We start from the raw sequence: 26,587 nt of genomic DNA on the forward strand, positions 1-26,587 counted from the left end.
GAATAACTCATGATTGCTGCGCAGCTCAACGATACCCGTCTTGGTGCGCCTGTCTTCGAGAGCGTCAGTCAAGATCCGAAATTCAGTTTCTACTGGCATTGCCATGATTTCCCCGCACCGCTCGCCCGCTGGAATTACCATCCCGAGTACGAGTTGCATCTCACCCGGTACTCAGAAGGTCATTATTTTGTCGGTGATTACATTGGCCGGTTCGAGCCCGGTAACTTGGTTCTGGTGGGACCGAACATACCACATGCTTGGTTTAGCGACCTCAATGATGTACGCCCATTGATAAAGGGGCGAGATGTCGTACTGCAATTCAAGGGGGAGTGGCTGGAGCACATGATGGAACTATGCCCCGAGCTCAACTGTCTGTCGAAACTCATAGCGGACTCAGCCCTGGGTATTGAGTTCAAAGGAGAAGAAGCGGATCGCTGTGCTGACTTATTGGTCAGCATGAGCGAGCAAGACAATGCTGGAAGGCTGCTGACCATGCTAGCTATTCTTCGCAGTCTTTCGCAGTGTAACTATCGAACACTGGCTGGAAAAGGTTACGTATTAGATATTAAAGGCACCTCCTCCGAACAGGTAGATTCCATCTTACGCTACATACATGACCACTTTCATGAAGAGCTACGCATGTCGGCGTTAGCCGAAAAACACGGCATGACTCCCTCCACTTTTTCCCGCTTTTTCAAGCACGCTACTGGCGACACCTTCGTTGCGTTCCTTAGACGAATCCGTATAGATCATGCATGCCGCCTGTTGCTTGAAGGCAGACAATCCATCGCCGACATATGCTTTCGGGTTGGCTACAATAATCTTTCAAATTTCAATCGGCACTTCCGCGAACAAAAAGGTATGACGCCTCGACAATATCAGCAGAACACTGCTGAGCTGATGCTGACTCGCACTTAGTGCCGTTAGCCACGTTAAAGCCTACCTTATCCGCCGCGGTGGAGTATCATGTCGCGGATGTCGATCGCCCACGCGTCGAGCGTTTCACCACTGCCATGTCAGGCTCGGTCCTGGTCGCCATCATCACGACGGTAGCGGCTGATGATCCTGCCCTGAGCGCGCTAGCGAGAAAGTCTCAGCTTTGAAGGTTTAGCTTCCACTGTCATTCGCCAGCGAACCGAAACACAGGATACATTGATACGCGCTGCTCGACGCATTCTGCACGAACTGGCCTCGGCCAAGACAACGCGGATATTGCTCACTGGCGACCTGATGCACTAGTTATCCCACCATTGCTATTTCGGCTACTGAACAGCTTGTCGCTAATGGCATGCCCAACTTACTGCGACCCGACCATGACGAAACCTACCTGTCACCGAAGGGAAAGAGTATGCAAACTGAACTGATGCCGGAATTCACCTTGGTTCTGCGCGGCGAATCTTGCCCCTACCCCGTAATCTATACCCTTGAGACATTGGAGCAGATGGATAAAGGACAGCTGCTGCAAGTCATTACCGATTGCCCTGGCTCATTCAGGAACGTGCCCGAGGAAGTGGCTCGGAGGGGATATCAGTTCGCACAGGAACCGGTTAAGCAAGGCCAGGAAAACGTGTTCTTTATCATTGCCTAACCTTGGCTTGTTCGAATGACACGTTGGAATCCAGGGGGCAGCGTATAACGCTGCCCCCTGGATTAGCGCACTGTACTGGACTAAACCAGCGGCTTATCTTTTCAAGCGCTCGGCAAGCCTTTCTTCGAGAGACACCTGATCGGCATCGAAACGCCGGATGCCTTCGGCCAGCTTGTCGTTGGCCATGGGATCCTGGTTGTGCCCCCAGCGGAACTCGGCTTCGGTCATCGCCGGCAGGCGCTCGGAAGCCTCGCCCACGTCAGTGATCTTGCGCTCGACCTCGCCTTGTGCCGCGGCCAGTTCCTCGAGCAGTTGCGGTGAGATGGTCAGGCGGTTGCAGCCGGCCAGCGCGAGGATCTGCCCCGTGGTGCGGAAGCTCGCTCCCATGACCACCGTGTCGTAGGCATAATCGCTGGCATAGCGGCACACGCCGCGCACGAACTGCACGCCGGGGTCTTCTTCGGGCGCGTAGTCCTTGCCGGTTTCCTTCTTGTACCAGTCGGTGACGCGGCCGACGAACGGGGAGATCAGGTAGACACCGGCATCGAAGCAGGCACGCGCCTGGGCGTCGCTGAACAGCAACGTCAGGTTGCACTGGATTCCCTCGCGCTCCAGCACCTCGGCGGCACGAATGCCCTCCCAGGTCGAAGCCAATTTGATCAACACCTTGTCACGACCGATGCCGGCACGCTCGTATAAATCGACGATCTGATGTGCCTTGGCGATGCTGGCATCGCGGTCGAACGAGAGCCTTGCCGCCACCTCGGTCGATACGCGGCCGGGCACGATACGCGCAATTTCGCTGCCAATGGCTACCGATAGCCGATCGACGGCCTGCTCAATGCGCGCCTCGGTGTCGCTCACCTCGCCCTTGACCTCGGCCAGCGTGCGGTCGATGAGCTCCTGATGGCCGGGCAGGTCAAAGGCCTTGAGGATCAGTGACGGATTGGTGGTCGCATCATGGGGCTGGTAGCGACGAATGGCTTCCAGATCGCCGGTATCGGCGACCACCATGGAAAGCTGCTTGAGTGATTCGAGTTGCGTCATGAAAGATGTCCTGTACTGGCAATGAATGAGGGCGTCAGACCGGTAAATCGTAGCGTTCGGCCAACGCCTGCCGGTAGGTCCGGTAAAGTGCCTGGTAACGCGGTACGTTTTCCGCCTGGGGCCGGGTCAGCGTCTCCTGATCGAGCCCGACCAGGCCGTCGCAAAGCTCGGCCAGCGTGCGGTTCGCACCTCGCTCGTGGTCGTCGCACCACGCCGCCTGGATGGCCGCCCCGAGTGCCGCCGCCTCGGTGACGTTGGGGCAGATCACCTCGACACCCAGCACGTCGGCGACGATCTGACGCCATACCGGGCTCTTGGCGCCGCCGCCGACCAGTCGCACCTGGCTGGCGCGCTGCGCCAGCGGCCCGAGCAGATCGAGGCCATAGCGCATCCCGAACGTCGTGCCTTCCACGACCGCCCGACACAGGTTGGCCGGCGTGGTGTTGCGGCTGGTCAGGCCGACGAAGCTGGCAGTGGCATGGGGTAGCGCCGGTACCCGCTCGCCGTTGAAAAACGGCAATATCATCACCCCGTCCGCCCCTACCGGTGCGGCCGCGACCTGCTCGCCGAAGGTGGCGATGTCGAAACCGAACAGTTCGCGTACGCGAGTGGTTGCCGAGGTCACGTTCATGGTGCACACCAGTGGCAGCCAGCCGCCACTGCTGGCACAGAAATTGGCCACCAGACCGCTGGCCTCGACGACGGGGTGGTCGGCATAAGCGTAGACCGTACCCGAGGTACCGAGACTCAGGGTGACCAGCCCAGGGGTAATATTCCCCGTCCCGATGGCCGCCATCATGTTGTCGCCGCCGCCGCTGGCAACCAGGACATCCTCGCCGAGCCCCAACTGACGGGCCACTTCGGGGCGCACCCTTCCTGCCGGCTCGCGGGAATCGATGAGCCGCGGCAGCACCCGCTCGGGATCGAGTTCGGGGGCTATGGCCCGGAAGACGTCATGATGCCAGGTACGCGAGCGGGTATCGAAGTAACCGGTGCCCGAGGCATCGCCGCATTCGGCGACGCGCTCGCCGGTCAGCCAGAAATTGAGGTAATCGTGGGGGAGCAAGAGTGTATCGATGCGCCGATACGACTCGGGGTGCATGTCGCGCAACCAGGCTACCTTGGAAGCAGTGTAGCCGGTCTGCAGCATCAGCCCCAGTGTCTCCAGGCAGGTCTGATGACCACCCAGTTTCTCGACCAGCGCCTCGTTGTGCAGGGCCGTCTCGGTATCGCACCACAGCTTGGCCGGATACAGCGGCTCGCCGCGTTCGTCGAGCGCGACCATGCCGTGCTGCTGGCCGGACACACCGATGGCACGGATCGCGCGCGGGTCGATCCTGGCCTGTTCCACGGCGTCGGCAAAGGCGCTGCGCAGCGCCTCGATCCATTCCTCGGGATGCTGTTCGCGCCGACCGCCCTCGCCTTCGTCCAGGCGGTGCGCATGACTGGCCTCGCCGATCACGCCCTGCGCGGTATCGACGATAACCACCTTGGTGCTCTGGGTTCCGCAGTCCACTCCTGCGTACATGCGCTGTTCCTCGTTCGCCATCATCCGCTGTCGCCTGCCCGTACCGTACAGGATAGTCGTGACCTTCGCCCGCGAACTACCCCGCCACCAGGGCCTCTACCGTGGCCCGTGCGCCTTGGGCATGCAAGCGTTCCAGCGCATCTAGGTAGGCCCGGCGAAAGCGCTCGTCGTCGGCCAGGTCGCCGAACAGCTGACGATTCTCGATGAAGGCGGTCGGCCGCTGGCGATTGTCGCGGGCAATGGCGATCAGCGAATCCCTGAGCCGGTCGACGATCTCGATGGGTCGGCCCTGCTCGTCGGCGCCCTCGGCATAGCGCGCCCAGCTGGCGACCACCGCCGCGCTGCGCCGGATATCGCCATCGTGGGCGAGTTGCTCGCGAATCACCGGCAGCAGCCACTTGGGAATGCGGTCCGAGCTCTCCGCACACAGGCGCGCCAGGGTGTCCTTGATCTCGGGATTGGCGAAGCGTTCGATCAGGGTGCGCTTGTAGGCATCCAGATCGACGCCCGGCACCGGGCGCAGGGTCGGCGTGGCCTCGAGGTTCATGTAGTCGAGCAGGAAATCGACGAACAGCGGGTCCTGGCAGACCTCGTGGGCGTAACGGTAGCCGGCCAGGTAGCCGAAGTAGGTCAGCGCCTGGTGACTGGCGTTGAGCAGGCGCAGTTTCATCAGTTCGTAGGGCATGACGTCGTCGACGACCTGCACGTCGACCGTCTCGAAGGCCGGCCGGCCGAGGCTGAAATGGTCCTCGAGCACCCATTGGGTAAACGGCTCGCAGACCACCGGCCAGCGATCCTCGATATCGAAGCGCCGCTGCAGCTCCTCGATGTCCGCCGGCGAGGTGACCGGCGTGATGCGGTCGACCATCGAGTTGGGGAAGCTCACCTCGCGCCCGACCCAGGCGCCCAATTCGGTATCCAGCGCCCGGGCATGCGCGGTGAACATGCGATGCGCGACCTCGCCATTGCCCTGAATGTTGTCGCAGGACATCACCGTGAAGGGCGCCACGCCCCGCTCGCGTCGGCGGCGCAGCGCCTCGACGATCAGCCCGAAGGTGGTTTGCGGAGCCTGCGGATGCTCCAGGTCGTGCCTGACCTGCGCATTGGTCAGGTCATACTCTCCGGTGACATGATGAAAGTTGTAGCCGCCCTCGGTCACGGTCAGCGAGACGATACGGGTGGCCGGGTCGGCCATCCGCTCGATCACCGCCTCGGGATCGTCAGGGGCGAACAGGTAACCGACGATCGCGCCGATCACGCGCGGTTCGTAGTGGCCGTCGGGATGCTTGGTGATCAGAGTGTAGAGATAATCCTGGGTGGCCAGCGCCTCCTGCATGCGCCGGTCGCCCGGCATCACGCCGACCCCGACGATGCCCCAATCCAGGGCCTCGCCACGGTTCATCAGTGCATCGAGGTACATGGCCTGGTGGGCACGGTGAAAGCCGCCCACGCCGAAATGGACGATACCCGGCGTGACCGCGCTGCGATCGTAGCGGGGCACGGCGACGCGGGAATCGAGCTGGCCGAGAGTCTGGCGGCTGAGAGCGGTCATGGGCACTCCTTGCAGCAGTGGAAAAATGGAAAGGGTGGCGCGTCAGTACCAGCGGATATCCGGCTCGACCGACGCCGTCTTGATGAGTCGGGCATTGAGCATGTCCTTGTGGCGGGCCTTGTCGATGGCACCCTGCTGCTCCTGCCCCATGCCCAGCCAGCGCTGGATCAAACGCGCTTCCAGCACCTCGTCGGGCACCTCGAGAAACAGGCTCAGGTCGAAGCATTCGCGCAGGGCCGACCACGGCGCCCGGTCGAGCAGCAGGTAGTTGCCCTCGACGATGACGATGCGATGTTCGAGGGTGATCAGCCGACCGCCGGCGCGGGCCAGGTCGAGCGGCCGGTCGAACACCGGCACCGCCACCGTGCGGTCCGCCCGGCGGATGCGCTGCAGGTCGTGAAGCAGCCCGTCGGGATCGAAGGTTTCCGGCGCTCCCTTGATCGGCACCTGCCCGCGCGGCTCGAGCACGGCATTATCGAGGTGATAACCATCCATCGGCACGACCGCCGCGATGCCCGGCTGGCGAGCGTTGATCTCGCGGGCCAGCCACTCCGACAGGAACGACTTGCCCGCCGCCGGCGGCCCGGCCAACGCAACGATGAAGCGCTTTCTGTCGACAGCGGCAGCGATCAGCCGTGCCGCCATGTCGTGAATGCTTGGGTCCATTCAACTCATCCAATTGCCGCCGTCTATATTGAAAGTTTGTGAGACGACATAGTCGCTGTCCGAGGAAGCCAGGAACACCGCCGCCCCTGCGTGATCCTCGGGCCGGCCCATGCGCCCGTAGGGCACCGCCTCGCCGACCAGACGCTTCTTCTCGCCGAGCGGCCGGTTCTCGTAACGGGCGAACAGCGCATCGACCTCGTCCCACATCGGCGTGTCGACCACGCCGGGGGCGATGCCGTTGACGTTGATGCGATGCTTGATCAGGTCCAGGCCGCAGGACTGGGTCAGGCTAATCACGGCGGCCTTGGAGGCGCAGTACATGCTCACCAGCGGCTCGCCGCGACGCCCCGCCTGGCTGGCCATGTTGATGATCTTGCCGCCCTGCCCGCGCTCAACCATGGCCTTGGCCACCGCCTGCAGGGTGAAGAACATGCCTTTGACGTTGACGTTGAACTGCCGGTCGTAGCTCTGCTCGGTGACCTCGAGCACCGGCGCCATGTCGAACACAGCCGCATTGTTGACGAGGATGTCGATGCCACCGAAGCGCGCGGTGACGTCCCGTACCAGGGCGGCGATGGAATCCCGGTCGCAGACGTCGAGACGTTGGCCCATGATCCATTCACCGCTGGGATCGAGTGCCTGCTTGAGCTGGCCGACGGCCGCCTCGATGGCCTGCGTGTCGATGTCCGCCACGACGACGCGCGCGCCCTCCTGCAGGTAGCGCTCGACGATGGCCAGGCCGATGCCACGCGCGCCGCCGGTCACTACCGCCACTTTGCTGTCGAGTTTCATCGCATTGTTGTCCTTGGTTCTTGAGTCGGGTTACGCCAGGTTCCGTCCACGCCGGTCGCGCCAATGGGCGATCAGCGCCTCGAGCCCCTGCATGTCGTTCATGATCTGCCAGGCCCCGGCCTCGAGCAGACGTTGCTCGTGACCGGCCTCGATGTGGCTGGCGCCGGTAAAGCCGATCACGGTCATGCCGGCGGCATGCGCAGCCTTGACGCCCGACACGCTATCCTCGATCACCAGACACTCTGCCGGATCGCAGCCCATACTGCGGGCCGCCAGCAAGTAGACGGCCGGATCCGGCTTGGGCCGTTCCGCCTGATCGGCAGTGAACAGCGGTACGCTGCCCAGCCAGGCATCGAGCCCGGTCGCCTTGAGCGAGGCCACCACCCGCTGACGGCGGCTGTTGGAGACGATCGCCAGGGGCATGTCGAGACGCGCCACGACCTCGGCGACACCCTCGATGGCCAGCAGTTCGCGAGCCAGCCGCGCCTCGATATCGGTGTCGATACGTTCGAGGGCATCAATGGGCAGTGTGTGGATACTGCCCCGTTCGATCTGTGCAAGGATCGCCGCTGTGGTCATGCCCAGTGCCTGGCGCAGCGCCGAGTCGGGCTGGATATCGGGCAGCCATTCGCCGAGCCGCTGAATCAGCGTTTTCTCGGCGATGGCCTCACTGTCCACCAGCACGCCGTCGCAATCGAAGATCAGGGTTTCCATGCCGTTCCTCGGTGACGTGGTCAGTGACTGGCGGCCGCGCTGGGCGCCGAGCGGTTGTCCTGACGGCAGACGTCGGCCAGCGGATGCCGATGCAGGCTGGGCAGTGCCAGGCCGTCGTGGTCGAACAGGTGGGCGCGTCCGGACTCGAAGCCGAAATGCACGGTGTCGCGGACCTGAGAGGCAACATCGCCATCAGTAACCAGAATGACCAGCGTCTCGCCCATCTGCAGATACAAAGAGGTCGACCCGCCCAGGCGTTCGATGACCTGCACCTTCCCTTCAAGCGGGCCCTGATCGTCAAGGAGAAGGTGCTCGGGACGTACCCCGAGCTCGAGACGCTCGCCTGGATTCAGTGCGCTGCCATCCACGGGCACATGGCACTGTCCACCGCCCGGTAGTCGCACATCGACGCCCTCGGCACTGGCCGCGACGACCTCGACGTCGAGAAAGTTCATCTTGGGCGAGCCAATGAAACCGGCCACGAAGCGGTTGCGGGGGTGGTGATAGAGCTCCATCGGCGAGCCGACCTGCTCGACCACTCCGCCTTGTAACACGACGATCTTGTCGGCCATGGTCATGGCCTCGATCTGGTCGTGAGTGACGTAGATCATGGTGGCATCGAGTTCATCGTGCAGGCGCGCCAGCTCTATGCGCATCTGTACGCGCAGTGCCGCGTCGAGGTTCGAGAGTGGCTCGTCGAACAGGAAGATACTCGGGTTGCGCACGATCGCCCGGCCGATCGCCACGCGCTGACGCTGACCACCCGACAGGGCCTTGGGCTTGCGGTCGAGCAACGGCTCGAGCTGCAGGATGCGCGCAGCCTCGAGGACCTTCTGGCGACGCTCCTCCTTGGAAACCCCAGCCAGCTTGAGGCTGAAGCCCATGTTGTCCTCGACGGTCATGTGCGGGTAGAGCGCGTAGCTCTGGAATACCATGGCCAGGCCGCGCTCGGCAGGGCCCACGTCGTTGATGCGCTGGCCGTCGATGAGGATGTCGCCGCCCGAGGTGCTTTCCAGGCCGGCGATCATGCGCAGCAGTGTCGACTTGCCGCAGCCGGAGGGGCCGACGAAGACCACGAATTCCTTGTCGTTGACGTCCAGGTCGACACCCTTGATCACGCGGGTGTCGTCGAACTGCTTGACGACCTGCTTGAGTTGTAGCGTTGCCATGTTCAGCTCCTTGTTCTACTGAACGCTATTTGACGGCGCCGAAGGTCAGTCCACGCACCATTTGTTTCTGCGTGAGCCAGCCGAACACCAGGATGGGGGCGATGGCCATGGTCGAGGCCGCGGAGAGCTTGGCCCAGAACAGGCCCTCAGGGCTCGAGAACGAGGCGATGTAGGCAGTAAGTGGCGCGGCCTGCGACGAGGTAAGGTTGAGGCTCCAGAACGCCTCGTTCCAGGACAGGATCACCGATAGCAGCCCGGTGGAAGCGATACCCGGCAGGGTCAACGGCAGCAGCAGATGCCAGACTTCCTGAAAAGTGCTGGCGCCGTCCATACGGCCCGCCTCGAGGATGTCCTTGGGTAGGTCCTTGAAGAAGGTGTAGAGCATCCACACCACGATCGGCAGGTTCATCAGCGTGTAGACGATGATCAGGCCAGTACGCGTATCGAGCAGCCCGGTATCGCGGAACAGCAGGTAGATCGGCACCAGCACGCCCACCGGCGGCAGCATCTTGGTGGAGAGCATCCACAACAGCGTGCCCTTGGTGCGCTTGGTGGGTAGAAAGGCCATGGAATAGGCCGCTGGAATGGCCAGCAGCAAGGCCATCAGCGTCGACCCGAAAGCCACCACGACACTGTTCATGGCGAACTTGAAGTAGTCGGCACGCAGTTGCACTTCGACGTAGTTCTCGATCGTCGGCGAGAAGATCAGACTGGGATCGGCAATGGCCTCGGCTTCCGTCTTGAAACTGGTGACGATCATCCAGAAGATCGGGAAGAAGATCAGGATGGCCACGCCCCAGCCGAGCACGGTCAGCCATAGCCGGCGACTGCCGATGCCGCTCAACGCGGCGTTGCGTGGCGTCGCCCGGGTCCTGCTGTCATGGGCCAGAGGTACCTGGCCGGTCTTTACGGTCGTCATGATTCGGCTCCCCGATTAGCTTTCCAGGTTCTTGGCCACCATGCGGACCAGGAAGATGGCGACGATATTGGCGAGAATGATCGCGACTACCCCGCCGGCAGAGGCCATGCCCACGTCGAAGTCGAGCAGAGCGCTGATATAGATGTAATAGGCCAGGTTGGTGGTAGCCAAACCCGGGCCCCCCGAGGTCGTCACGAAGATCTCGGCGAACACGGTAAGCAGAAAGATCATTTCGATCATGATCACCACGCTGATCGCACGCTTGAGGTGCGGTAGCGTGATGTAGAAGAACACGGCCAGCGGACCGGCACCGTCCATGCGTGCCGCCTCGACCTGATCGTCGTCCAGCGACTGCAGCGCGGTGAGCAGGATCAGCAGGGCGAAAGGCAGCCACTGCCAGGCGACGATGATGATGATCGAGGTCAGCGGCAGCGACGAGAACCAGTCCACCGCCGGCAGGCCGAACAGTTCGGCGACCCAGGAGAGTACGCCGTTGGCCGGGTGCATCATCATGTTCTTCCACACCAGCGCGCTGACGGTGGGCATGACGAAAAACGGCGAAATGGCCAGCACCCGCGCAATGCCACGGCCGAAGAATTCCTGCTGGAACAGCACCGCCAACAGCGTGCCGCCGATGACGGTAATCGCCAGCACCGAGCCCACCAGAACCAGTGTGGTGCCCATTGCCGACCATAGCGCCGGATCGGTGAACAGGTATTGGTAATTCTCCAGCCCGGCGAAGCCATCCATGCCCGGCATCAGCAGGTTATAGCGCTGGAAGGAGAACCATACGGTCATGGCCAACGGTACGGCCATCCACAGAAACAGCAGAGTGACGGCAGGCGCCTGTAGGGACAGGGGACGCGTTCCCCCGACGGTGCGCCCGGAAGCTCGGACTTTGTTCATGGCGTTCACGCAGTAGGTTGGAGTGTCGCCCGGCCGGGGCAGCCCCCGGCCTGTGTGGAACGCCGACCCGGTGCAGACTCTCGCCAGGGCCGGCAGCGACGGGACGGCTTGGCCCGGTTACTTGGGATAGCCCGCGCGTTGCATGGTGCGCTCGGTCGAGCGCTGCGCCGAACTCAGTGCCTGCTCGACCGACATGTCACCGGTCAGGGCCGCGGCGATCATCTGGCCCACCTGGGTGCCAATGGCCTGGAATTCGGGGATACCCACGAACTGTACGCCCACGTATGGAGCGGGTTCCTGGGTCGAGTCGGTGGGATCGGCCTCGCGAATGGCATTGAGCACGAAGTCGGCGAACGGCGCGGCTTGTTGGTAGTTCTCGTTTTCGTAGGTGGATTCACGCGTACCTGGCGGCACACTGGTCCAGCCTTTGGTTTCACCGACGAGTTCGACGTAATCCTGCGAGGTCGCCCAGGTGATGAAGGTCTCGGCGGCATCCTTGGCGTCGGACGTGGCAGGCACCGCCAGCGCCCAGGACCACAGCCAATGCGAGCCCTTGGGAGTTTCGGCGACCGGTGCCGGCGCGAAGCCCAGCTGGTCGGCGACATCGGATTCGTCGGGATTGTAGAGCTTGCCGGCGGCGGAGGTGGCATCGACCCACATGCCGCAGTTGCCGCGCGCGAACAGCGCCAGGTTTTCATTGAAACCGTTGGAGCTGGCCCCCGGCGGTCCGTAGTCGTTGAGCAGGTCGACGTAGAACGACACGGCGTTCTGCCAGGCCTGGGAATCGAGCTGGGGATTCCAGTCCATGTCGAACCAGCGCCCGCCGTAGGTATTCACCAGGGTCGAGACGAAGGCCATATTCTCGCCCCAGCCCGGCTTGCCGCGCAGACAGATGCCATAGACCTCGTTCTGGGGGTCGTGGATCTGGCTGGCCCAGTCGCGCACTTCCTGCCAGGTCGGCTGCTCGCTCATCTCGATGCCGGCCTTCTCGAACAGCGCCTTGTTGTAATACATCATCGAGCTTTCGGCATAGAACGGCAGCGCGTAGAGGGTGCCGTCATGACTCAGGCCATCACGAACCGGCTTGAGCAGGTCATCGACTCGATAGTCTTCAGGCAGATCGTCCAGCGGCATCAGCCAGCCGCGTTCGGCCCAGATGGGCACTTCGTAGGTCCCGATGGTCATGACGTCGAACTGGCCGCCCTGGGTGGCGATGTCCGTGGTCATGCGCTGGCGCAATACATTCTCCTCGAGCACCACCCAGTCCAGGGTAATGTCCGGGTGCGCCTTCTCGAACTCGTCGGTCAGGCTCTGCATGATGACCATGTCGTTGTTATTGACCGTGGCCACGGTGATGGTCTCCGCACTGGCAGCAACGGACACCAGGGCCGTCGCCCCGGCAAGCGGGATGGCGTGACGTAACCGCATGGCTGGCTCCTTGAAGGAGATTGTTGGGTTTATTTTTGATCAATCTACTCAATGGCAATTCAAATGATCAGCTACGACCCCAAAAAAAGCAAACCCGTCACGCTTAGACTTTGGCCTAAGCTAGGCGTTCTGCTCGATGATGAAACGCGCCGCCTGTTCGTCGGTGATCAACCCCTGCAGCCAGCCGCCGCGCAGCGCCGCAAGGATGGCCGGCCCCTTGTCGCGCCCGCCTGCCAGTCCAATCAGCACCTGCCCTTCGAGCATGTCCAGCGGCAGGCTGGTGACGCGCTGAGTGATGGGGCAATCGACCAACTCGCCATCGGCACTCAGCGGCCAGCCCAGCAACTCGCCGACAGCACCGGCCTCGAGCAGCTCCTTGAGTTCCGCCTCGCTGATGAAATGGTCCTGAAACAACGTCGCCTGCGGGTCGATGCGCCCGATGCCGATGAAGCCCGCCTCGGCCTCCATGGCGACGCGGGTCACGGCCTGGACCAGTGGCTGGGCGAGCAGCGCCTGCTTCTCGGTCACCGACCCGGCGACCACGGGTGCCGGCAGCAGGAAGCGCTCGGCGTCGGTCTTGTCGGCGAGCACCATCACCCCATCATAACGGTTGGCCGAGCCGTCGCGGGCGACGTTGCCGACCAGCGAGACGAAACGATGCTGAGGGCGCTCCATGCGGCTCAGCGACTCCACCGTGGCGCGTATCGCCCGCCCCGTGCCCAGCGACAGAGTCAACGGCTCGGCCCGGTCGACGTAGCGCAGCAGGCGTTCCGCCCCGGCCAGGGCCAGAAACGCGGAGCTGTTGTCGCTGCGCTCGGGATCGGAAGGCACCACGTCGCAGAAGTCCAGCCCGAAGCGCGAGACCAGGGCATCCGCCATGGCCATGCAGTTGGCCAGCGGATGGTCGATATGCACTTTGACCAGCCCCTCCTGACGGGCCAGCGCCAGCAGGCGCTGCACCCCGGGCCGCGAAACGCCCATCTGGCTGGCGATCTCGTCCTGGGTGCGCCCGCCGACATAGGAAAGCCAGGCCGCGCGCGCCGCCTGGTCCAGCTTGAGCTCGAACTTGTCCATGAAGCACTACCTGTCATCATCACTTGGCAGGCATCATCGCAGCCCTGCCATGGCGGCACAATTAGCCATCCGCCGAGGACAGTTGACGGAAGGGGTGCGACACCAGGGTCCCGCCCGGTAGCCAGACATGCGCCGCCAGGCCGCCCAGCCGGGCACGCTCGAGCGTCAGCCGGCCGCCATAGAGCGTGACCAGCTCCTCGACGATGGCCAGCCCCAGACCCGAGCCCGAGCGCCGCTCGTCGAGCCGTGCTCCCCGTGCCAGCGCCGCCTCGCGTTGTTCGGGCGTCATGCCGGGCCCATCGTCCTCGATATGCAGCCCGGCGCCGCCCGACTCACCGACAATCTCCAGCACCACACGGCGCTCGGCCCAGCGCAGGGCATTGTCGAGGAGGTTGCCGACCAGTTCCTGAAGGTCCTGCGGGTCCATGCGCACATTGGCCGCTTCATCAATGTGCCGTTCCAGCACGATGCCGCGCCGCTGCGCCAGGCGTGCCAGCCCATCGACCACCGGGGCGACGACCTCGCCGATATTCACTCGTCCGGCAAGAGTCGCACCGCTGGCCGCCGAGGCGCGTGCCAGGTGGTGACGCACCGCCTCGTCGAGACGCGTCACTTCCTGGCGGACCTGTTCGCGCTGCGCATCGGGCAGCCGGTCGGCGACGGTGTGCAGCACACTGATCGGCGTCTTGAGTGCATGCGCCAGATTGCCGGCCGCCGCGCGCCCACGTTCGATCAGGCGTCGGTCGCGTTCGAGCACTTCGTTCATGGCGCCGGCCAGGTCGCTCAGCTCGCCCGGTAGCCGGGTATCCAGGCGCTCGACCTGCCCCGCCTCGACCGCTTCGAGGTTGGCCACCAGCCGTCGCAGCGGCGCCAGACCCCAGCGAATCTGGATGGCCAGCCCGCCGAGCAGCAGGCCGGCCAGCGCCACCAGCGATAACGTCAGCAGCCACTGGAAATGCGCCACCTCGGCCTCGAGCTCCTCGCGCGAGGCGGCCACACTGACATGCAGGGGGTACGGATGCCCAGGCAGGCGCACGTCGCGCTCGATCACACGCAGCGGCTCGCCGCGCGGTCCGATCAGATTGCGTAGCGTCATCCCGCCGGCCTCGGTCACCGGCAGGCGCTGATCCCACAGCGAACGCGATACCCGCGTGGTGCCATGCCCATCGGTGATCTGCCAGTACCAGCCCGAGAACACCCGGTCGAAACGCGCCTCGCCCAGCGACAGCGGCAATTGCAGCTGATGGCTGGCGGGGTCGATCTCCAGCTCGGCCAGCAGGACATGCAACAGCGAGGAAAGGCGCTGGTCGAACGACGCCGTCACCGCGGCGCGGAAGTTATAGGCCAGACCAGCCCCGGCCAGCGGCAACACGATCAGCACCAGCATCAGTGCCACGGCGAGCAGGCGCTTGCCCAGCGCCCAGCCGGCGGGACGCGCGGCCAGGGCACGCAAACGCGCCCTCACGAGGCCGTCTCGGCCGCCGTTACGCGATAGCCCTGGCCGCGCAGCGTCTCGATGTGCCCGCTGCCCAGCTTGCGGCGCAGCCGACTGATCTGCACGTCGATGACATTGGAATCCGGCTCGTGGTCGCGATCGTAGACGTGCTCGGACAGCTCGGTGCGGCTGACGATGCGTGGCGCGGCGTGCATGAGATAGGCCAGCAGGCGCGACTCCTGGGCGGTCAGCGTAATGGGCCGGCCGGCCAGGGTCACGCTGCCGGTATGCGTATCGTAGGCCAGGTCGCCGCAGGCCAGCACCGGATGCGCATGGCCGTGGCTGCGCCGCACCAGGGCGCGTAGGCGGAACAGCACTTCGGCGGTCTCGAACGGCTTGGTGACGTAGTCATCGGCCCCGGCGGAAAACCCCGCCGCCTTGTCCGACCAGCGTTCGCGGGCGGTGAGTACCAGTACCGGTACGTCGATGGCATCGTCACGCCACCGCGCCAGCCAGCGGGTGCCGTCGCCATCGGGCAAGCCCAGATCGAGTATCACGGCGTCGTAGCGCTCCGTGCGTACCAGGAAATCCGCCTCGCTACCGCTCGTGCTCGTCTCGACCAGCAATCCCGTATCGCGCAGCGCCTCGCTCAGCGCCGCCGAGAGCGCCTGATCGTCTTCCACAAGCAGGATCTTCATTACCGTCGCATACCCTCGATGTTGACGCCTTCGATACCCAGCAGCTCGCCATTGCTGGCATCGAACTCGAACTCGACCATCTGCCCCTGCGGGCCGAGCATCTCGATTTCGTAGATCGCCCGGCCATCGTCCCGTTCGAGTTCGGTTTCCAATACCGTGCCCTCGTAGCGGGCCTCCAGCCAGTCGAGCACGCTGGGCAACGAGACCAGCCGTCCGGCCTGCACCTGATCGTGCAGGTCGCGCCAGTCGTCATCGTCGGCCCGGGCCAGCGATTCCCAGGCGACAACCGCGCCGGTCAGCGATACCAGGGCAAAGGTAACCATAAGCATGCGTTTCATGCCTCTAGCTTGGCAAACACCACATGAACGCTCCATGAACGCCACATTCAACTTGGGGTCAGGTGAGCCGCGGCAGACTGGCCCTGCGTCGGACAGACCGAGCATGAATGCAAGATGAACGACGCCTTCAGGCTCCGGCAAGGTAACCCGGCGTACAACGATATCACCGGACATTGCCTCCGGTACCGAATGACACAGGAGGTTGATTATGAAACGCTTGCATTGGCTCGTGATCCCCGCGGCACTCAGTGGCGGCCTGGCAACCACCGTCATGGCCGACGATGGCACCCTGAGCGATAGCCAGCTCGACCGCATTCTCGAGCGCGCCAGTCAGTACGGCTTCGCCCAGTATGAGGAGATTTCGCTGGACGACGGCGAGCGGGTCGAGATCGAGGGCTGGCGTGACGATGGCTGGCACCTGGACGTGGACATGCTGGCCACGAGCGGTGAACTGGTTCACGAGGAGCAGCGCAAGAGTCAGATTCCCGGCTGGAGCCTGAGCGGCGACGAGCTTCGTCAGGCCCTGGCCAGTGCGCGTGAGGCCGGACTGCAACGATTCGGCCAGTTGGATGTCGATGACAATGGGCACCTCGAAATCGAGGGCTACGATACGCACAACCGTGAAGTCGAGATACGCATGAATCGTAACGACTTCTCGGTCATTGGAGTGGACCATGACTGATCAACGCAACGACCGCCAGTACAACGCCGCCTGGCAGGCGGCTCAGCAATGGCAGGAACGGGCGCGTCAGGCGCGCCCATCTCGCTCGATGAGCGGCCCCCGGCTATTCCTGACCTGGCTGATGTTCGGCGCGATGATGATCGTCGGCACCCTGCTCGGTCTGTTCTTTTTGCTGGTCGGCTGGCTGATGCTGCCACTCGTCCGGTACCGCATGAAGAAGCGAGTCGAGGCCTTTCGCGCCCAGCAGGCTCAGGATATCGGTGGCAGCTATCAGCGCCATGAACGACCACACGATTCGCAACACCACGTGCTGGAAGGCGATTACGAAGTCCGTGACGAGCGCAAATAACCGTGTCCGGGCATGAGCGATGAGGCCAGCCGGCAAGAAGGCAAAAAAAACCCGCGCAGGACGCGGGTCGAGGTAGGGGTGGAGCTAGAAGCATCTGGAAAGATGCCAGCATAACCCGTCTGGTTGGCCTCCAGACGTTGCTAATGTAGGTGACGCCATGCCGATTTAGCCAATGTATTGTCAACATGAAGGCAATAGCTTCTTACTAACGCGACATCTAGCGTTCGTCCGCTGCATCGTTGCGCGCCTCGCTGGCAGACGCCGTGTCTTCTTTCTGCACATGTTGCTGCCTGACCATCTCGGCACGTAGCGCGCGCACCTCCTCGGTGAGCAAGGCCACCTGACGATTCAGATGTCGGACCATCTCGCGATCGGCACGGTGCTGACGCGACTCCCTCTCGCCTTCGTCGGCGACGAAAAGTGAGCCGACATAAGCCGCAAAGCTACCGAACAACCCGACACCGCCAATCATCAGCAGGACCGCCACGATGCGCCCTTGCGTTGTGACCGGATAATAATCCCCGTAGCCTACCGTGGTGACCGTGACGATGGCCCACCACAGCGCCTCCTCGGCGGTGCTGATCGGGCTCTCGGGGTTGGGACTCTCGACGATCAACATGGTGATTGCGCCAAAGGCCACCAGCAACAAGGTCATGGTCGCCGCCGACGCGAACAGGCCCTTGGCACGGTTGCGGAACAGGATCAGCCAGATCATTTCCATCGACTTCAGCGCGCGCAACAGACGAATGATCTGCACGACACGGAAGGCGCGTGCACCCAGCAAGAGTCCTGCGGGTATGCTCGCCAGCAGATCGATCCAGCCCCAGCGCATGAAGCGCCACTTGTCCTTGGCGGCCCGAAAACGAATGCAGAAATCGATGAAAAAGAACACACAGACGATCACGTCCATGTAGTAGAGCAGCTCGGACATTTCAGGGGGCAGATCGAAGAACGTGTCGGCAACCAGCGCGCCAAGCACGTAAATGGACAGCACCAGAATGAACAGCTGAAACGGTGTGATGCGATCGTTCATGGCTTCGGTATGGCTCTCGGGATCAATGCGCCATGAGCGCTTCCAGGCGGTCCAACAGCCGCATGGTCGGCAGGCAACCAGAAAACGACGCCTCGGGACGACGCGTCTCGCGAATCGCCGCGATGAATTCCGCATCCTGCGCCTCGAAACCGCTGCCCGGCAGGGCGATGGGGGTATCTTCGTGATCGGTCAGAGCATCGCGGTAGGCCTTGAAGGTGTTCTCCTCGCCGATGTAGCGATAGAAGCCTCCGAATGGACCGCGGTTGTTGAACGACAACGCCAGCGTCGCCAAGGTGCCGTCACGGGCGCGCAGGCCGATGTTCATGTCCATGGCGATGCCCAGCTCGGGGTGACACGGGCCGGCGGCGCCCCAGACATCCAGCTCGAAATCGTCGAGCAGCCAGGCGAACAGGTCGACACTATGGCAGGCGTGATGCCACAGCAGATTGTCGGTCCAGCTTCTCGGCTGGCCGTGCATGTTGCGGTTGTCGCGCCGGAAGAACACGGTCTGACCGATCAGGTGCTGAAGATGGAACTCGCCCGTCTGCAGCCGGCGTTTGATCTCGCGATGCGGCGGGTTGAAACGCCGTGTATGAGCGACCATGCACACCCGGTCGGAAGTCTCGGCATGCGCCGTGATGCGCTCGGCAGCCGCCAGGGTCAAGCTCATCGGGATTTCGGCAAGAACATGCTTGCCGGCGGCGATGGCCTGTTCGGCCTGGTCGGCATGCTGATGACTGGGGGTGGCCAGGACGACGGCATCGATGTCGTCGCGCGTTATTCGATCGGCATAATCCAGGCTCACCTCGGGGATGCCCCACTGGTCGGCGAATGCCCGGGCGTCGGCTTCCACACCGCCGGCCAGGCAGACGATCTCGACACCGTCCATCTCGCTCAACACCTTGGCGTGCGTCCCGGCGATGGCACCTTCCCCGGCCAACAGGATACGAATGGTTGCGGTCATCTCGGCTCCTTGGCTGCGTGATTCGTTCATCTTACCCGAGCGAGCCGCGCTTGAACGATTCGCAGGCTCGATCAAAGCCAGCGCAAAGAAAGACCCGCCAAGCCGAAAGCCGGGCGGGTCAAGGAGAGCACTGTCAGAGGCAGTGTATTCGGTGGCTCATTCCAGCGATTCGTAGGGCAGACCCACGTAGTTTTCGGCAATGGTGGTCAGGCCGGCTCGCGAGCTGGTGTAGTAGTCGAGTTCGGCTTGTTGGATGCGCCGCTCGAAGTCCTCGCCATCGGAGAATTTGTGCAGGTTGGTGGTCATCCACCAGGAGAAGCGTTCGGCCTTCCAGACGCGACGCAAGCACACCTCGGAATAGCGGGCGATCAGGTCGGTACGCCCTTCCTGGTAGACCTTGGCCATCAGGCGGTAAAGCGTGTTGACGTCGCTGGCCGCCAGGTTGAGCCCCTTGGCCCCGGTCGGCGGCACGATGTGCGCGGCATCGCCAACCAGAAACAGGCGTCCGTACTGCATGGGCTCGGCGACGAAGCTACGCAACGGCGCTATGCTCTTTTCGATGGATGGGCCGGTGACCAGCTGGTCGGCGACATCATCGGGCAGGCGCGCCTTGAGCTCGTCCCAAAAGCGCTCGTCGGACCAATCCTCGACCTTCTCTCCTTCCGGGACCTGGACGTAATAGCGGCTACGGGTCTTGGAGCGCATGCTGCACAGGGCGAAACCGCGCTCGTGGTTGGCATAGATCAGCTCGTCGGAGACCGGCGGCGTGTCGGAGAGAATGCCCAACCAGCCGAACGGATAGACGCGCTCGAAGGTCTTGATGCGGTCTTCGGGGATCGAGCGTCGCGACACCCCGTGATAGCCGTCGCAACCGGCCACGTAGTCGCAGTCGAGCCGGCAGGTCTCGCCGTCCTTCTCGTAGGTAATGTAGGGATGCTCGGTCTCGAGGTCATGCGGCTGGACGTTCTCGGCCTCGTAGATGGTCGTGGCACCGACCGACTCGCGCGCTTCCATCAGGTCGCGGGTGACCTCGGTCTGGCCGTAGACCATGACCGACTTGCCGCCGGTGAGCCCTTTGAGGTCGACGTGTACGCGACGGTTGTCGAAGGCCAGCTCGAAGCCGTCATGCGGCATGCCTTCCTCGTCCATGCGCTTGTCGACCCGCGCCTCGCGAAGCAGATCGACCATGCCCTGCTCCAGCACGCCGGCACGGATGCGGCTGAGTACGTATTCGCCGGAACGCCGCTCGAGGATCACATTGTCGATGCCTTGCCGATGCAGAAGCTGTCCCAGCAACAGGCCGGAGGGACCGGCGCCGATAATGGCCACTTGGGTTTTCATAATCCTGTCCTCAATCGTGCCTGGAGCGCCTGCAGGCAAGCGCCCATCGATGACTTGTATTTTTCATCGATAAGCCGCCGCAAATAAGGCAAAATTCCCAGGCAAACTTGGACATATCCAAGATAGGGGCGCGACTTTGGTCTACTATCGCCCCCTCGGGCGTGTCACTAGCGGAGAATCGTCATGGAAACCCGGCAGTCAGCGGTTCCCGTCTTCAAGCTGTACGGCGAAACCCACCACTGGCCGACGCCGGATCTGCTGCACTGTGAATCGATCGCCGAGCGCAGCCGCCTGCACGACTGGCACATCCGTGCCCACCGTCATGCCGACCTGCTCCACCTGCTGCATATCCGCGACGGTGAAGTGGCGTTGCATCTAGAAGGCGCGGAGCGTCATCTGGCTGGCCCGCTGCTCATCGTGGTGCCCGCCATGACCATTCATGGGTTTCACTTCTCGAAGGACATCGACGGGCACATCATCACCCTGGCCCAGCCGCTGGCCGGTCATCTGAGCGAGCAACTGGAACAGGTGGGCCAGGTACTCGGCCGCGCCGCCCACTACCCGCTGGCGGGGCAGCCAGAGGCTGAAGCCATCACCGCTCTGGTCATGCAACTCGATGCCGAATATCGACACCCTGCCGAGGGCCGCGCCGCGCTTTTGCATGCATTGATTCAGGCCTTGGCCGTGCAGGTCACACGGCGCGCCGAGCGCCGTCGGCCGATCCTCACTCGCCGCTACGACAAAGGGCAGGACCACCTGCAGCGCTTCCAGGCCTTGATCGATGCGCATTATGCCGAGCAGCCCACCATCGAGTCGCTGGCCTCGCGCCTGGGCATGACCAGCACTCATCTCAACACCCTGTGTCGGCGCCTGGCCGGACGCAGCGCCCTGCAGTTGCTGCACGAACGTCTGCTGCTCGAGGCCAAGCGCCAGTTGACCTACACCAACATGACCATCAGCCAGGTCTCGGATGCTCTGGGCTTCTCCGAGCCGGCCTACTTCACGCGCTTCTTCAAACGCCACACCGGCTATTCACCCAAGGCGTTTCGACAGCGGCAGTAGCTTACTGGATCCAGAACGTCGCTTCAGGATGGCAGGGTGCCTGCGGGATCCAGATCCAGCAGTTCGCCATAACGCATCCCGATGTAGGCATGTTCACGCATCAGCATCTCGGCGCGCGCCCCCTCTCCCAGGCGCAGCGCCTGAAAGACCGTCCGGTGCTGCATCTGGGCGAAGTAGAGCTTGCGATACTCTCGATCCAGTGCCTCGGTATCCAGGATGATCGAGTCCGCCGAGGCGAACGGCAGGTGGTTGTTGCGCCCGATGGCATCGGCGATTACCAGACTGCCGGTGGACTCGATGATGGTGGTGTGGAAGACCTCATTGATCTCGCTCCAGCGAGTCACGTCATCCCGATCCAGATAACCCTTGGTCAACAGCTCACGGCCATCCTCGATGCACTGCGCCAGGCGCGTGTCAGTCTCCTCCGTCATCCCCTGCTCAGCCAGGCGCCGGGCGGCCAGCCCCTCCAGAACGCCCCTGACTTCGAGCGCGCACAGTACATCCGTCTCGGTGAATTCACGCACCCGATAGCCGCGCTTGCCGGCACGCTGCAGCAAGCCTTCCTGCTCCAGCGTGCGAAATGCCAGTCGTATGGGGGTGCGTGACACGCCGAGCTGCTCGGCGACATGCAGCTCGGCAATGCGCTCCCCAGGGGGGTAACGCCCTTCGCTGATCAGTTTTCGCAGACTCGCCGCGACACTCGTATTGCTCTTGCTCACCTGTGTTTCCCATTATCCGGCGCTGCTCGCCGCCATCCGTAGAGTTTCGCATCACAGCATACCCCGTCCCATGCTCACCCCAAACAGGAACGCTCGGTAGAGGGCATTGTCTTGTCGGACGGGAAATACCTTCGCAGGCGCGGCTCGCGGGAAAGAAAAAGTCCGCTCGTCGACGACGAACGGACTCGGTGCGGGAGCTGCCAGGCAGGTTACGCGGCGGTGCCCAGTGATGTATCTCCAGCTGTCTCCGTGAGGCTTCCTGCTCTAGCCCATCATGGCGTTGGGCAGCACCAACACAATGTCGGGGAAAACGATCATCAGCAGGATGGCAACGATCATGACCAGCCAGAAAGGCATGACCCCGATGAAGATATCCTTTAACGGCACCTGCGGCGCCGCCGACTTGACGATAAAGACATTCACGCCGACCGGTGGGCTGATCAACCCCATCTCGAGCGTCAATACCACCAGTACGCCGAACCAGATAGGATCGAAGCCCAGTGCGGTGATGACCGGAAAGAAGATCGGCATGGTCAACACCAGCATGGCGAAGCCCTCCAGGAAACAGCCCAGCACCAGGTAGCAGGCCAGAATCAGCAGCAGCACGCCATAAGGGCCGATATCCAGCGAGGTAAGATAATCGCCCAATGCCTGAGGAATATGGCTGAGAGCCAGGAAAGGATTCAGCATGTGTGCGGCGATGAGAATCAGCATGACCGTCGCGGTCGTCGAAATCGATCCTTGTGCAGCACGCCAGAATGAGGCCAACGTCAGCTTACGCATCGCTGCGCCGAACAGAACCATGAGCCCGGCCCCTACCGCCGCCGCCTCTACCGGTGAAAAGATCCCGGTGTAGATCCCCCCGATGGTCAACAGGATGACGAAGAGAATCGGCATTGCACCCAGCAAGCCATCGGTCTTCTCCCGCCGTGAGGTCTTCGGTCCGGCGGGGGCGAGCGCGGGCTTCAGGGTCGACATGAGCGTGATGGCGATGACGAACAGCAGACATAGCATCAGGCCCGGCAGTACACCGGCCAGGAACAGTCTTCCGATGGATTGCTGGGTCAAGATGGCGTAGATGACGAAACCCGTCGAAGGCGGGATGAGAATTCCCAGCGTGCCTCCGGCGGCTACGGCGCCAGTCGACAGCTTGGCGCTGTAGTCGTAGCGCTTCATTTCATCCAGCGATACCCGGCCCATCGTGAGTGCGGACGCGACGGAGGAACCACAAAGCGCTGCAAAACCGGCACAGCCAACAACGGTAGCTGACGCCAGCCCGCCACGGATAGAGCCGATCAGGGCATAGGCGGCATCGTAAAGCTTACGACTCATGCCTGCTTCCGTCGCGACATTGCCCATCAGAATAAACAGAGGAATCACGATCAGCTCGGCATTGGAGGCTAGCGTAAACGTCTCGCTGGCCAGTAGGCTGAGCGCCGAGCTTGGGCTATCCAGAATGGCCACCCCTCCCAAACCCACGACAAAAATCGAGAAGGCAACCGGAATTCTTAGAACGAGGAGAACCAACAGGACAAGGATGCCCAGGGCGCCGATCCACTCGGTACTCATAACTCTTCCTCATGGGCTTTCTTGTATTCGGTCTCGGGCGACAGGATATGCGCAACCGACCGCACCAGCATGGAAAGCGCCGTCAACGTCGCAAAGCCTGCAAGAATGTACTGGAAAGGCGCCTTGGGCAGGCCGATGGTATTCGTGCTCAGGTTGAGCAATCGGGCGAGTGCAGCCGCTTCCACCATGGTGTAAGCGATTGCGAAAAAGATCGCCGCTCCTATCAACCAACCGATGATATCCAGCCAGCGGTTCATCCTTCGTGGAAACTTGTCCTCGAATATGTCCACGGCGATATTGCCTCCCAGCTTGTCGCAAAGCGCCATACCGCCGAACACGATAATCACCATCGACATCTGGGAGAGATCCTGCGCCCCGGTCAGGGGAAAACCGACGAGTCGGCCTAGGACATCGACAAGCGTGACGCCGACCGCAAAAATCAGTGACAGGGTGCCAATGATGCTGGACAGGCCTATCAGCCTGTCCATGACCCCAGAGATGTATTTGGAAGAATCCATGCGCTTCACCTGACCCGGTTGCCTATCATTGACCTTGCATGGCGTTCAACACGTCAGTGGCATCGATCTCTTCGAGTTTCCTTTGGCGGAAGGCATTGGAAACTTCTTCGAACTTGGCGATCTCGGCATCGCTCAGTTCGATCACGGTATTGTCCGGCTCGGCGGCCACAGCCTCCAGAGTCTCCTGGGCGCGCTGATTCCACCCCTGCTCGCCGCTGCGCGACAGTTCGACACCGCTATTGGCATCGATTGCGGCTTTATATTCATCGGAAAGGCCATCGTATTTCTTCTGGTTCATGACCAGATAGAACATGATGTGGCCCAGTGGCGCGCCCACCGAATAGGAGTTCGCCACCTCGTCGAGCTTGAAGTCTTCGATGGCACTGGCCCCGGTGACAAGGCCATCTATCAAACCGGTCTGCAAGGCGTTATAGACTTCACCGGCACTCATCTGCACGGGCGTACCGCCATAAGCTTTGATCAGCTCTGCCGTCATCCACCCAGACACACGAATCTTGAGTCCCTCGAGATCTTCGGGTGAGCGGATTTCCTTGTCCTTCATGATGAAAATGTTGGGCTCACTGGCCCATAGCGCCAACGGCTTGGTGCCAGGAAACTCGCTTTTCAGATGGCCGTCATAGGCATTCCAGAGCATTTCATAGCCACTCATTCCCTCCGGAATGGCTCCCGGAAGCTCTACCACCATCGACTTGGTAAACTGCGAAGAAGTGTAGCCGGGCAGCCCCCACACGATGTCTGCCGCCCCCTGAAGAACACGGATATATTGCTCGGTGGGTCCAGAACCCAGTTCTCCCCCGGGATATACCTTGATCTCGAGTTCGCCGTTCGTCTCGGCTTCCACCCCCTTCTTCAAGGGTTCGGCAATCGAACTATTGACCACGTGTGCAGGCGATACGAAGTGCGCAAGCTTGAGCGTTTCGGCCGCGCTCAGTCCGGACTGCAAGGTAAGAGCTGCACCGGCAGCAAAAGAAAGAAAGAGGCGGTTGATGTTGTGTTTCATTCTGGCGGCTCCTGACGTTTTATTCTTTTCTATCGCTTAGAGGGGCTGCCATCGTACATACGAAAAATGCCTGAGCATGGCAGCGCTTCAGGCACCCTATCTTTTCGCCGCTCTCCGCAACAAATTCAAAACTGACGCTTTGGTATGCGTTTTTGCTATCCGCCACTTAGCGCTTGCTATCCAGTTGCCGTCCAATATCGAACAGAATGCGACGCAGCACCTGCAGCGCCTGGGTGGGAGAGTCGTCCGCCCTGGCCGTGATGCCGATGGGACGAAGGGTCCCCTTCAACTGGATGGGAAGCAGCACCAATTGGCCACTTTCGATTTCAAAATTCACCTGATGAGGCGAAACCAGAGTTACCCGATCGCTATCTAGCAACAGGGTGCGAATGGTACTCAGATTACCGACTTCCACTATGACTGGGGGCGGCTCCAACCCCGCGGAGCGAAACTCCTGCTCGAAGCTCCGCCGTGCTGGAGTTCCCTGACGGGGAGCCACCCACTGCGCGCCAAGCAAGTCATGTAGCGCCAGAGAGGATTGGCGGGTCAGGGGATGATCGCGACGTGCCACGACCGCCAAGCGGTCGTCGAAGAGTCGCTCCTGAACGGTATCCTCGCTCAAGTGCGTCTGACGCAGCGCTCCGATGAGGATGTCGATTTCCCCGCTACGCAGAGACTCGAAAAGAGCATCGTAAGTCCCGTCCAGAATGGTGACATTCAGACCGGGCAACTCTTTTAGCAGGGCATCGACCGCCTGAGGCACCAGCAGGGAACTGGAGAGAGGCAGCGTGCCGATGACGATGCGCCCCTTGACCTGCCCCTGCCAGGCCGAGAGGTCGTCACGAACGAGATGGACCTCACGCAATGCCACCTTGGCATGGCGAATCAACGCGGCGCCACAGTCCGTTGCCAGCATTCCCCGCTGTGTACGCAAAAACAACGCCACGCCCAACTGACGTTCCAGGTCGCGCAAATTGCCACTAATCGCGGGCTGTGTGAGTCCGAGCGCCTTGGCTGCCAAGGGTTCACTATGGAAATTGGCAATGGCGGCGAGCACCGTCAGATGTCGATACGACAATCGCTGGGCCAGGCGGTCGAAACATCCTTCCGGCTGTAATGCCAGCAGTCTCCGCTCGGCATCGCCGAGTTGCTGCAGCACTCGTCGAAAACGATGCAAAACGATTTCACCTGCCGTGGTACATAGCATGCCACTGCGATGGCGCTCGAAGAGTTCCAGCCCCAACTCTTTCTCCAAGTCGCGCACCGCACGCGTCACGGCGGGCTGCGAGAGATGCAACGCCTCGGCCGCACGTATGACACTTCCTACATCGGCGACTGCCACCACGGCACGCAGGCGACGCATATTGGGTTCGAAAGCGAAGTACTCGGGGTGCGCCCCTGACATGATGTTTCCCCAGTCTTTACAACCAGGCGCTAGCATGCGGGATATGCACGACTTCCGATATGCCTATATC

General features: G+C 62.3%; 27 protein-coding genes. 5 read left to right on the forward strand and 22 right to left on the reverse strand.

Going from position 1 to position 26,587, the window contains the following annotated elements:
* Positions 1 to 9 precede the first annotated feature (9 nt).
* Positions 10 to 918, forward strand: coding sequence for an AraC family transcriptional regulator (locus MHM84_RS15890; RefSeq protein ID WP_239267335.1), 909 nt, complete (start codon positions 10 to 12; stop codon positions 916 to 918).
* A gap of 430 nt (positions 919 to 1,348) precedes the next feature.
* Complete coding sequence (gene yedF, locus MHM84_RS15895; protein ID WP_239267336.1) at positions 1,349 to 1,588, forward strand: sulfurtransferase-like selenium metabolism protein YedF; 240 nt, start codon at positions 1,349 to 1,351, stop codon at positions 1,586 to 1,588.
* 93 nt (positions 1,589 to 1,681) lie between these two features.
* Here yedF and tal read toward each other — a convergent pair whose 3' ends face one another.
* From tal to MHM84_RS15965, 14 genes are all read right to left on the reverse strand, one after another.
* Entirely contained in the window at positions 1,682 to 2,635 is a 954-nt protein-coding gene (gene tal / locus MHM84_RS15900) for a transaldolase (protein ID WP_239267337.1), read from the reverse strand.
* Positions 2,636 to 2,669: 34 nt separating this feature from the next.
* Positions 2,670 to 4,163, reverse strand: a complete 1,494-nt coding sequence (xylB, locus tag MHM84_RS15905; protein WP_239267338.1) for a xylulokinase — start codon at positions 4,161 to 4,163, stop codon at positions 2,670 to 2,672.
* 76 nt (positions 4,164 to 4,239) lie between these two features.
* Positions 4,240 to 5,715, reverse strand: a complete 1,476-nt coding sequence (locus tag MHM84_RS15910; protein WP_239267339.1) for a mannitol dehydrogenase family protein — start codon at positions 5,713 to 5,715, stop codon at positions 4,240 to 4,242.
* Between the two features lie 42 nt (positions 5,716 to 5,757).
* Positions 5,758 to 6,381, reverse strand: coding sequence for a nucleoside triphosphate hydrolase (locus MHM84_RS15915; RefSeq protein WP_239267340.1), 624 nt, complete (start codon positions 6,379 to 6,381; stop codon positions 5,758 to 5,760).
* Entirely contained in the window at positions 6,382 to 7,173 is a 792-nt protein-coding gene (locus tag MHM84_RS15920) for an L-iditol 2-dehydrogenase (RefSeq protein WP_239267341.1), read from the reverse strand.
* Between the two features lie 30 nt (positions 7,174 to 7,203).
* On the reverse strand, positions 7,204 to 7,887 hold the full coding sequence (locus tag MHM84_RS15925; RefSeq protein ID WP_239267342.1) for an HAD-IA family hydrolase: 684 nt from the start codon (positions 7,885 to 7,887) through the stop codon (positions 7,204 to 7,206).
* Positions 7,888 to 7,907: 20 nt separating this feature from the next.
* Complete coding sequence (gene ugpC, locus MHM84_RS15930) at positions 7,908 to 9,056, reverse strand: sn-glycerol-3-phosphate ABC transporter ATP-binding protein UgpC (RefSeq protein WP_239267343.1); 1,149 nt, start codon at positions 9,054 to 9,056, stop codon at positions 7,908 to 7,910.
* Between the two features lie 25 nt (positions 9,057 to 9,081).
* On the reverse strand, positions 9,082 to 9,975 hold the full coding sequence (locus MHM84_RS15935; protein ID WP_239267344.1) for a carbohydrate ABC transporter permease: 894 nt from the start codon (positions 9,973 to 9,975) through the stop codon (positions 9,082 to 9,084).
* 15 nt (positions 9,976 to 9,990) lie between these two features.
* Positions 9,991 to 10,881 (reverse strand): sugar ABC transporter permease, encoded by an 891-nt coding sequence (locus MHM84_RS15940; protein WP_239267345.1) that lies wholly within the window; start codon positions 10,879 to 10,881, stop codon positions 9,991 to 9,993.
* Between the two features lie 117 nt (positions 10,882 to 10,998).
* Positions 10,999 to 12,309, reverse strand: a complete 1,311-nt coding sequence (locus tag MHM84_RS15945; protein WP_239267346.1) for a sugar ABC transporter substrate-binding protein — start codon at positions 12,307 to 12,309, stop codon at positions 10,999 to 11,001.
* Positions 12,310 to 12,429: 120 nt separating this feature from the next.
* Positions 12,430 to 13,383, reverse strand: coding sequence for a sugar-binding transcriptional regulator (locus tag MHM84_RS15950; protein WP_239267347.1), 954 nt, complete (start codon positions 13,381 to 13,383; stop codon positions 12,430 to 12,432).
* A 61-nt stretch (positions 13,384 to 13,444) separates the two neighbouring features.
* Complete coding sequence (locus tag MHM84_RS15955; protein ID WP_239267348.1) at positions 13,445 to 14,848, reverse strand: ATP-binding protein; 1,404 nt, start codon at positions 14,846 to 14,848, stop codon at positions 13,445 to 13,447.
* A complete protein-coding gene (locus tag MHM84_RS15960) occupies positions 14,845 to 15,516 on the reverse strand; it encodes a response regulator transcription factor (protein WP_239267349.1) in 672 nt (223 codons plus the stop codon). Before MHM84_RS15960 ends, MHM84_RS15955 begins: the two co-directional genes overlap by 4 nt.
* Positions 15,516 to 15,854, reverse strand: a complete 339-nt coding sequence (locus MHM84_RS15965) for a PepSY domain-containing protein (protein ID WP_239267350.1) — start codon at positions 15,852 to 15,854, stop codon at positions 15,516 to 15,518. Before MHM84_RS15965 ends, MHM84_RS15960 begins: the two co-directional genes overlap by 1 nt.
* 208 nt (positions 15,855 to 16,062) lie before the next feature.
* Here MHM84_RS15965 and MHM84_RS15970 point away from each other — a divergent pair, with 208 nt between their 5' ends.
* Entirely contained in the window at positions 16,063 to 16,536 is a 474-nt protein-coding gene (locus MHM84_RS15970) for a PepSY domain-containing protein (protein ID WP_239267351.1), read from the forward strand.
* Positions 16,529 to 16,885, forward strand: a complete 357-nt coding sequence (locus MHM84_RS15975) for a hypothetical protein (RefSeq protein ID WP_239267352.1) — start codon at positions 16,529 to 16,531, stop codon at positions 16,883 to 16,885. Before MHM84_RS15970 ends, MHM84_RS15975 begins: the two co-directional genes overlap by 8 nt.
* A gap of 217 nt (positions 16,886 to 17,102) precedes the next feature.
* Here MHM84_RS15975 and MHM84_RS15980 read toward each other — a convergent pair whose 3' ends face one another.
* The 3 genes from MHM84_RS15980 to pobA all read right to left on the reverse strand — a co-directional run bounded on the left by MHM84_RS15980 (position 17,103) and on the right by pobA (position 20,223).
* Entirely contained in the window at positions 17,103 to 17,918 is an 816-nt protein-coding gene (locus tag MHM84_RS15980; protein WP_239267353.1) for an ion transporter, read from the reverse strand.
* A 22-nt stretch (positions 17,919 to 17,940) separates the two neighbouring features.
* Positions 17,941 to 18,882, reverse strand: coding sequence for a Gfo/Idh/MocA family oxidoreductase (locus MHM84_RS15985; protein ID WP_239267354.1), 942 nt, complete (start codon positions 18,880 to 18,882; stop codon positions 17,941 to 17,943).
* A 156-nt stretch (positions 18,883 to 19,038) separates the two neighbouring features.
* Positions 19,039 to 20,223 carry a 4-hydroxybenzoate 3-monooxygenase gene (pobA, locus tag MHM84_RS15990; RefSeq protein WP_239267355.1) on the reverse strand — a complete coding sequence of 395 codons (1,185 nt, stop codon included), beginning with the start codon at positions 20,221 to 20,223 and terminating at the stop codon, positions 19,039 to 19,041.
* Between the two features lie 183 nt (positions 20,224 to 20,406).
* Between pobA and MHM84_RS15995 the strand changes: the two genes are divergently transcribed.
* On the forward strand, positions 20,407 to 21,285 hold the full coding sequence (locus MHM84_RS15995; RefSeq protein WP_239267356.1) for a helix-turn-helix domain-containing protein: 879 nt from the start codon (positions 20,407 to 20,409) through the stop codon (positions 21,283 to 21,285).
* Positions 21,286 to 21,308: 23 nt separating this feature from the next.
* On the opposite strand, the gene MHM84_RS16000 is transcribed toward MHM84_RS15995, so the two are convergent.
* From MHM84_RS16000 to MHM84_RS16020, 5 genes are all read right to left on the reverse strand, one after another.
* On the reverse strand, positions 21,309 to 22,004 hold the full coding sequence (locus MHM84_RS16000; RefSeq protein WP_239267357.1) for a GntR family transcriptional regulator: 696 nt from the start codon (positions 22,002 to 22,004) through the stop codon (positions 21,309 to 21,311).
* 264 nt (positions 22,005 to 22,268) lie between these two features.
* A complete protein-coding gene (locus MHM84_RS16005; RefSeq protein ID WP_239267358.1) occupies positions 22,269 to 23,573 on the reverse strand; it encodes a TRAP transporter large permease in 1,305 nt (434 codons plus the stop codon).
* Positions 23,570 to 24,091, reverse strand: a complete 522-nt coding sequence (locus MHM84_RS16010; RefSeq protein ID WP_239267359.1) for a TRAP transporter small permease — start codon at positions 24,089 to 24,091, stop codon at positions 23,570 to 23,572. Before MHM84_RS16010 ends, MHM84_RS16005 begins: the two co-directional genes overlap by 4 nt.
* A gap of 25 nt (positions 24,092 to 24,116) precedes the next feature.
* On the reverse strand, positions 24,117 to 25,112 hold the full coding sequence (locus MHM84_RS16015) for a TRAP transporter substrate-binding protein (RefSeq protein WP_239267360.1): 996 nt from the start codon (positions 25,110 to 25,112) through the stop codon (positions 24,117 to 24,119).
* Between the two features lie 166 nt (positions 25,113 to 25,278).
* On the reverse strand, positions 25,279 to 26,517 hold the full coding sequence (locus MHM84_RS16020; RefSeq protein WP_239267361.1) for a LysR family transcriptional regulator: 1,239 nt from the start codon (positions 26,515 to 26,517) through the stop codon (positions 25,279 to 25,281).
* Positions 26,518 to 26,587: the final 70 nt, after the last annotated feature.

This window comes from Halomonas sp. McH1-25, assembly GCF_022348165.1.
GTDB lineage: Bacteria > Pseudomonadota > Gammaproteobacteria > Pseudomonadales > Halomonadaceae > Modicisalibacter.